The following is a 7,965-nucleotide window of genomic DNA, read 5'->3' on the forward strand; positions in this document are numbered from 1 at the left end:
CTCGTGGACTGAGTGCTCGGGGGCGGTGCCGGGGGCGGGGCGATGCGCAGCTCGGCGCGACGAGGTGCCGCTGCGCCCACCCGTGCCGCCCCTGGCGGCACGCATGCCCGCAGCTGAGGCGGCCGCCCGCATGCCCGCAGTTACGTGGTCACGAAGTCGATCAGTTCTTCCACCCGGCCCAGCAGCTCCGGCTCCAGGTCCTTGTACGAGTGGACCCCCGACAGGATCCGCTGCCAGGCCGAGCCGGTGTTCTCCGGCCAGCCGAGGGCTCGGCACACGCCGGTCTTCCAGTCCTGGCCGCGCGGGACCCGGGGCCAGGCGTCGATGCCCAGGGACGACGGCTTCACCGCCTCCCAGATGTCGATGTACGGGTGGCCCACGACCAGGGCGTGGTCGCTGGTGACGGACTGGGCGATGCGCCACTCCTTCGAGCCCGGGACCAGGTGGTCGACCAGGACGCCGAGGCGCGCGTCGGGGCCCGGGGCGAAGGAGTCGACGATCGACGGGAGGTCGTCGACGCCCTCCAGGTACTCCACGACCACGCCCTCGATGCGCAGGTCGTCACCCCACACCCGCTCGACCAGCTCGGCGTCGTGGCGGCCCTCGACGTAGATGCGGCCGGCGCGGGCGACCCGCGCGCGGGCGCCGGGGACGGCCACCGAACCGGAGGCCGTGCGGGTAGGACGCGAGGGGCCGCTCGGCGAGGGGCGGACGAGGGTCACCACCCTGCCCTCCAGCAGGAAACCGCCCGGCTCCATCGGGAACACGCGGTGCTTGCCGAAGCGGTCCTCCAGCGTCACCGTGCCCGCCTCGCAGCGGATCACCGCGCCGCAGAAGCCGGTCCCCGGCTCCTCCACCACCAGGCCGGGCTCCGCGGCGACCTCGGGCACCGGCTTCGGCTTCTTCCACGGCGGAGTCAGATCGGCGGAGTACTGGCGCATTCGCATGACGATAGGAGAAGGCGAAGGGCGATCACCACGACACGCCGAAACGCGCCGCCAGCGCGTCCCGTTGCGCCCGCACGAACGCCGCGTCCACCACCGCTCCGTGACCGGGCACGTACAGCGCGTCCTCGCCGCCCAGGGCGAGCAGCCTGTCCAGGGCGGCCGGCCAGTGCGACGGCACAGCGTCGGGGCCCGCCTGGGGCTCCCCGGACTCCTCGACCAGGTCGCCGCAGAACACCACCTCCGGATCACCCGGCACCAGCACCGCCAGGTCGTGGGCGGTGTGGCCCGGGCCGACGTTCGCCAGCAGCACCTGCCGGCCACCGCCCAGGTCAAGGGTCCACTCGCCCGAGACCAGGTGGCCGGGCGGGGTCAGCCGCTCCGCCGCCTCCTGGGCCGTGGGCGCCGCCAAACCGTGGCGTACCGCGTCCGCGCGCAGCTCCTCCCGGTCCCGCACCCGCGTCAGCACCGCGTCCACGCCCACCGCGCCGAACACCTCCGCGTCCGTGACCGCCGCCGCCCCGAAAACGTGGTCGAAGTGCGGATGGGTCAGCGCGAGATGTGTCACACGGTGGCCCGTGAGCGACCGCGCCTGCGCACGCAACTTCGCGCCCTCCGCGAGACTCGACCCCGCGTCGATCAAAAGGACCGCGCCCGCACCGGCGACCAGCCCCGCAGTGCAGTCCCACACCGGCAGCCGGCACCGACCCACCCCGGCGGCCACGCGCTCCCATCCGAGGTCTTCCCAAGTCACCGTCATACGGCGACGCTAGCGGTGCGCCCCGCTCGGGGCACGGCGCCGCACGACCAGCCTTGCCGGGGGTGTACCCCACCGCCGTACACTGGGCCGGGGAATGCTGGCACTCGCACGCGCAGAGTGCCAGGCCGGACCGGCAGGGCAGCAGGCTCAGACATCTGGAGGTGTGCGCGATGCTCAGTGAACGCAGGCTCCAGGTGCTGCGCGCCATCGTCCAGGACTACGTCGGCACCGAGGAGCCGGTGGGCTCCAAGGCCCTCACCGAGCGGCACAGCCTCGGCGTCTCCCCGGCCACCGTCCGCAACGACATGGCGGCCTTGGAGGACGAGGGGTACATCGCCCAGCCGCACACCAGTGCCGGGCGCATCCCCACCGACAAGGGCTACCGGCTGTTCGTCGACAAGCTCGCCGGCGTCAAGCCGATGACCGCGCCCGAGCGGCGCGCGATCCAGAACTTCCTGGAGGGCGCCGTCGACCTCGACGACGTGGTGGCGCGTACGGTACGGCTGCTCGCGCAGCTCACGCGTCAGGTCGCCGTCGTGCAGTACCCGTCGCTGACGCGGTCCACCGTGCGGCATGTGGAATTGCTCTCCCTGGCGCCCGCCCGCGTGATGCTGGTGCTGATCACGGACACCGGACGGGTCGAGCAACGCGTGGTCGACTGCCCGGCGCCCTTCGGCGACGCCTCGCTCGCGGATCTGCGCGCGCGGCTCAACAGCCGTGTGGCGAACCGCCGTTTCGCGGATGTGCCGAGTCTGGTGGAGGATCTCCCGGAGGCGTTCGAGCACGAGGACCGGGGTACGGTTTCCACGGTGCTCTCCACACTCCTGGAGACGCTCGTCGAGGAGAACGAGGAGCGGCTGATGATCGGCGGCACCGCCAATCTGACCCGCTTCGGTCATGACTTCCCCCTCACGATCCGGCCGGTGCTGGAGGCGCTGGAGGAGCAGGTCGTGCTCCTCAAGCTGCTCGGCGAGGCGCAGGATCCGGGTGTGACCGTACGGATCGGTCACGAGAACGCCCACGAAGGACTCAACTCCACGTCCGTCGTGTCGGTCGGCTACGGTTCGGGCGGCGAGGCAGTCGCCAAGCTCGGCGTGGTCGGACCGACCCGCATGGACTACCCGGGAACGATGGGAGCGGTACGCGCAGTGGCACGGTACGTCGGACAGATCCTGGCGGAGTCGTAGTGGCCACGGACTACTACGCCGTACTCGGCGTGCGCCGCGACGCGTCGCAGGAAGAGATCAAGAAGGCCTTCCGGCGGCTCGCGCGCGAGCTGCATCCGGACGTCAACCCCGATCCGAAGACCCAGGAGCGGTTCAAGGAGATCAACGCCGCTTACGAGGTGCTGTCGGACCCGCAGAAGAAGCAGGTCTACGACCTCGGCGGCGACCCGCTCTCGCAGGCCGGCGGCGGCGCGGGCGGCTTCGGAGCCGGCGGTTTCGGGAACTTCTCGGACATCATGGACGCGTTCTTCGGCACGGCGTCGCAGCGCGGACCGCGCTCGCGCACCCGCCGCGGCCAGGACGCGATGATCCGTATCGAGGTCGAGCTCGACGAGGCGGCCTTCGGTACGACGAAGGACATCCAGGTCGACACGGCCGTCGTCTGCAACACGTGCAGCGGTGAGGGCGCGGCCCCGGGCACCTCGGCCCAGACGTGCGACATGTGCCGCGGCCGCGGTGAGGTCTCGCAGGTGACCCGGTCCTTCCTGGGCCAGGTCATGACGTCCCGCCCGTGCCCGCAGTGCCAGGGCTTCGGTACGGTCGTCCCCACTCCGTGCCCGGAGTGCGCGGGAGACGGCCGCGTCCGGTCCCGCCGCACGCTGACGGTCAAGATCCCGGCCGGTGTCGACAACGGCACGCGCATCCAGCTCGCAGGCGAGGGCGAGGTCGGCCCCGGCGGCGGTCCCGCGGGTGACCTGTACGTCGAGATCCACGAACTGCCCCATTCGCAGTTCCAGCGGCGCGGCGACGACCTGCACTGCACGGTCACGCTCCCGATGACGGCCGCCGCCCTCGGCACGAAGGTGCCGCTGGAGACGCTGGACGGCCTGGAGGAGGTCGACATCCGGCCGGGCACCCAGTCGGGCCAGTCGATCCCGCTGCACGGCCGCGGAGTCACGCATCTGCGCGGCGGCGGACGCGGCGACCTCATCATCCACGTCGAGGTCCAGACCCCGAGCAAACTCGACCCCGAGCAGGAGCGCCTGCTGCGCGAGCTGTCCAAGCTGCGGGGCGAGGAACGGCCGACGGGGCAGTTCCAACCGGGGCAGCAGGGGCTGTTCTCGCGGTTGAAGGACGCGTTCAACGGTCGCTGACGGGGTGGTCCGGGACGCGTTCGACAGTCGCTGACGCGGCGGGTCCGGGACGCCTTCAACAGGCGCCGAGGGCGAGCGTGCTTCTGGTCTATGCCAGGCGGCAGGCCGGTTTCGGAGTGGTTCGGAGGACGTGACAACATGCGGTCATGTCCTCCGCACTGACCGATCTCTTCCCCTTCCCGATCGTGCAGGCCCCCATGGCGGGCGGCGTCTCCGTACCGCAGCTCGCCGCGGCCGTGTGCGAGGCGGGCGGGCTCGGGTTCCTCGCCGCCGGGTACAAGACCGCCGACGGGATGTACCAGGAGATCAAGCAGATCCGGAGCCTCACCGGCAGGCCCTTCGGCGTCAACGTCTTCATGCCGCAGCCGGAGTACGCCGACCCCGCGGCCGTCGACGTCTACGCCCACCAGCTGGCCGGCGAGGCCACCTGGTACGAGGCCGAGCTCGGCGACCCGGACAGCGGGCGCGACGACGGCTTCGAAGCCAAGCTCGTGGTGCTGCGCGACAACCCCGTGCCCGTGGTGTCGTTCCACTTCGGCGTCCCGAGCCGTGAGGTCGTCGACACCCTGCACCGCGTCGGCACCTTCGTCCTGGCCGCCGCGACCACTCCCGACGAGGCCCGGGCCGTCGAACAGGCGGGCGCGGACGCGGTGATCGCCCAGGGCATCGAGGCCGGCGGCCACCAGGGCACCCACCGGGACGTCCCCGAGACGGACGGTTCCGGCCTCGGGCTGCTGTCGCTGATCGCCCAGGTCCGCGAAGCCGTGAGCATCCCGATCGTCGCCGCCGGCGGCATCATGCGCGGCGGCCAGATCGCCGGTGTGCTCGCGGCGGGCGCGAGCGCGGCCCAGCTGGGCACCGCCTTCCTCGCCACGCCCGAGTCGGGCGCGAACGCCCTGCACAAGCGGGCACTGACCAACCCCCTGTTCGTCCGCACGGAGTTGACCCGGGCGTTCTCCGGGCGGCCCGCGCGCGGCCTCGTCAACCGGTTCGTGCGCGAGCACGGCCCGTACGCGCCCGCCGCCTATCCCGAGATCCACCACCTCACCTCGCCGCTGCGCAAGGCCGCCGCCAAGGCCGGTGACGCGCAGGGCATGGCGCTGTGGGCCGGGCAGGGGCACCGAATGGCGCGGGAGCTGCCCGCCGGGCAGCTTGTGGAGGTGCTGGCCGGTGAACTGGCCGCCGCCCGGGCTTCGTTGACGGGCGGGGGCGTGCTGTGACCGCACCGGTGTTCGTGGTCGAGCACTTCGACACGGACGGTGGCCGGTACGTCCTGGACGGCCCGGAGGGGCGGCACGCCGTCTCCGTGAAGCGGCTGCGGGCCGGTGAGGACGTCGTGCTCACGGACGGGGCCGGTCGCTGGGCGGACTGCGTCGTACTCGACACGGAGGGCAAGGACCGGCTGATCCTCCGGCTGGAGCCGGTGCGCGAGGAGCCTGCGGAGCAGCCCCGGGTCACCGTCGTCCAGGCGCTGCCCAAGGGCGACCGGGGGGAGCTCGCCGTCGAGACGATGACGGAGGTCGGTGTCGACGCGATCGTGCCGTGGGCGGCGGCGCGCTGCATCACACAGTGGAAGGGCGACCGCGGGGCGAAGGCGCTGGGCAAGTGGCGGGCGACGGCCCGGGAGGCGGGCAAGCAGTCGCGCCGGGTGCGCTTCCCGGAGGTCGCGGAAGCGGCCACGACCAGGCAGGTCGCCTCGCTGCTGGCCGGGGTGGAGTTCGCCGCCGTGCTGCACGAGAGCGGGGACGCGCCGCTGGCCACGGCCGACCTTCCGGCCACCGGTGAGATCGTGCTGGTCGTGGGACCCGAGGGCGGCGTGGCGCCCGAGGAACTTGCGCTGTTCGAGGAGGCGGGGGCGAAGGCGTACCGCCTCGGGCGCAGTGTGCTGCGCACCTCGACTGCCGGGACGGCCGCCGCGGCCGTGCTCCTGGCACGCACCGGACGCTGGTCCTGACCCTTTCCGAGGTGCTCGGCGAACCGGGCGACGCGGCGGCCGGTCACCGCTCCCTGGTCGTGCTGCGGGTGGACGGACCGGACGCGCACTGCGAGAAGCTCACGCTGCGCGGCGTCATGGTCCTGCACGGCCCATGACGAACCGGATGCGGGTTGCGCATCTCAAGACCCCGAGGGCTACGGGGTGGAGCTCCGGGTGTGGCTGCTGCCGCGCGGCTGACGCCTTTGCGCCCTACCGCGCGGCCTGAGTCGGTGGCAGGCTCCCCTCCATGGGGGCTTCGAGGAGGAATCGGCTGGGGGCGCGCGGCCGGCGGGTGGTGGTCGCGGCGACGTTCGCCGCGGTGGCGGTGGGCGGCGCCGTCGCCTGCGAGCCCGGCAGCATCAGCTCCGCGTCCGTCGCGTACACCACCGACGAGACCGTGACCGAAGAGCTCAACCGCCAGAAAGCGGGCGTGCGTTGGCTGACCTGCACCGCCTCCTACGGGGAGAGCGGCGGGAAGTCGTCACCCTCGGCGCGTGAGCGGACCGTCGCGACCGTCGACTGCGAGGGTGAGACCGACGACGGCAAGGAGATCACCGTCGACGGCAAGGTCACCCACGCGGTGGACGGGGCGTGTGTGCGCGGGAACATCACCGCCAAGGTGGACGGCAAGGTGTGGTTCGAGGTCGACGGGCTCGGCGACTGCAACTCCACCAGCCCGCCCCCCGTCGGCGGCCCGCCGGGCGGGCAGCCCGGGCCGACCGTCACCGTGACCGTCACCCAGACCATCTGGTGCGAGCGGTATCCGGACTGCCGCCCCGTCGAGGGCAAGTGATCCGAACCCTGTCCGCGCGGCGTCGGCCCTGCATAGGGTGATCGGGTGACATCGTCTGCTTACCTCCGGTTCCCCCATGTGCACGGCGACCTGGTCGCATTCACCGCCGAGGACGACGTGTGGCTCGCCCCGCTCGACGGCGGCCGGGCCTGGCGGGTCAGTGCCGACAACATGCCGGTGACCCACCCCCGTATCTCGCCCGACGGCACCACGGTCGCCTGGACCTCCACCAGAGACGGCGCTCCCGAGGTGCTCATCGCCCCGGTCGACGGCGGTCCGGCCAAGCGGCTGACGTACTGGGGGAGTCTCAAGACGCAGGTGCGCGGCTGGACCCCGGACGGCGAGGTCCTGGCGATCAGCGCCGAGGGGCAGGCGAGCCTGCGCCGCACCTGGGCACGTGCCGTCCCGCTGGACGGCGGCCCGGCCACCACCCTGCCGTACGGGCCCGTCGGCGACGTCGCCCACGGACCGCACACGGTGCTGCTGTCCGCGCCCATGGGGCGTGAGGCGGCCTGGTGGAAGCGGTACCGCGGCGGTACGGCGGGCAAGTTGTGGATCGACCGCGGGGACGACGGGGACTTCGTGCGGCTGCACGAGGACGTCGACGGGAACATCGAGTACCCGCTGTGGGTGGGCGACAGGATCGCCTTCCTCTCCGACCACGAGGGCACCGGAGCGCTCTACTCCTCCCTCGCCGACGGCTCCGACCTGCGCCGGCACACTGCACTCGACGGTTTCTACGCACGGCACGCCGCGACCGACGGCACCCGTGTCGTCTACTCCAGTTCGGGTGAGCTGTGGGTGCTGGACGACCTGGAGGGGGCCGAGCCGCGGCGGCTGGACGTGCGGCTGGGCGGGCAGCGCGTCGACCTCCAGCCGTTCCCGGTCAACGCCGCCCGGTGGTTCGGCTCGGCGTCCCCGGACCACACCGCGCGCGGCAGCGCGGTCGCCGTGCGCGGCTCCGTGCACTGGGTCACCCACCGCGCCGGCCCGGCCCGCGCGCTGGCCGCGACGCCCGGGGTGCGGGCCCGGCTGCCGCGGACGTTCCGCGCGGACGGCGAGGAATGGGTGGTGTGGGTGACGGACGCCGAGGGCGACGACGCCCTGGAGTTCGCCCCCGCCACCGGACTCGCCCCCGGCGCGACCCCCCGCCGGATCGCCGCCGGGCAGCTC

7 protein-coding genes and 2 pseudogenes are annotated in these 7,965 nt (G+C 72.8%); 7 read left to right on the top strand and 2 right to left on the bottom strand.

All coding sequences use genetic code 11. The annotated features are described in order from the left end of the window. Positions 1-140: 140 nt before the first annotated feature. Positions 141-941 carry a DUF3097 domain-containing protein gene (locus tag C1J00_RS33370; RefSeq protein ID WP_102912710.1) on the bottom strand — a complete coding sequence of 267 codons (801 nt, stop codon included), beginning with the start codon at positions 939-941 and terminating at the stop codon, positions 141-143. A gap of 31 nt (positions 942-972) precedes the next feature. Then, positions 973-1,704, bottom strand: coding sequence for an MBL fold metallo-hydrolase (locus C1J00_RS33375; RefSeq protein ID WP_102912711.1), 732 nt, complete (start codon positions 1,702-1,704; stop codon positions 973-975). Positions 1,705-1,874: 170 nt separating this feature from the next. Between C1J00_RS33375 and hrcA the strand changes: the two genes are divergently transcribed. The 7 genes and pseudogenes from hrcA to C1J00_RS33405 form a co-directional block, all read left to right on the top strand. Further along, a complete protein-coding gene (gene hrcA, locus C1J00_RS33380) occupies positions 1,875-2,891 on the top strand; it encodes a heat-inducible transcriptional repressor HrcA (RefSeq protein WP_031103805.1) in 1,017 nt (338 codons plus the stop codon). Beyond that, positions 2,891-4,024, top strand: a complete 1,134-nt coding sequence (dnaJ, locus tag C1J00_RS33385) for a molecular chaperone DnaJ (protein ID WP_102912712.1) — start codon at positions 2,891-2,893, stop codon at positions 4,022-4,024. The genes hrcA and dnaJ overlap by 1 nt, the downstream gene beginning before the upstream one ends. Before the next feature lie 146 nt (positions 4,025-4,170). Further along, positions 4,171-5,244, top strand: a complete 1,074-nt coding sequence (locus tag C1J00_RS33390) for a nitronate monooxygenase (RefSeq protein WP_102912713.1) — start codon at positions 4,171-4,173, stop codon at positions 5,242-5,244. Next, complete coding sequence (locus C1J00_RS33395; protein ID WP_102912714.1) at positions 5,241-5,978, top strand: 16S rRNA (uracil(1498)-N(3))-methyltransferase; 738 nt, start codon at positions 5,241-5,243, stop codon at positions 5,976-5,978. Before C1J00_RS33390 ends, C1J00_RS33395 begins: the two co-directional genes overlap by 4 nt. A gap of 2 nt (positions 5,979-5,980) precedes the next feature. Beyond that, positions 5,981-6,197, top strand: a pseudogene (locus C1J00_RS47990) (VOC family protein); the annotation flags it as partial. 49 nt (positions 6,198-6,246) lie between these two features. After that, positions 6,247-6,792 carry a hypothetical protein gene (locus C1J00_RS33400; RefSeq protein WP_102912715.1) on the top strand — a complete coding sequence of 182 codons (546 nt, stop codon included), beginning with the start codon at positions 6,247-6,249 and terminating at the stop codon, positions 6,790-6,792. A 45-nt stretch (positions 6,793-6,837) separates the two neighbouring features. Continuing rightward, positions 6,838-7,965 (top strand): annotated as a pseudogene (locus C1J00_RS33405) (PD40 domain-containing protein); the annotation flags it as partial.

The organism is Streptomyces cahuitamycinicus (assembly GCF_002891435.1).
Lineage (GTDB): Bacteria > Actinomycetota > Actinomycetes > Streptomycetales > Streptomycetaceae > Streptomyces > Streptomyces cahuitamycinicus.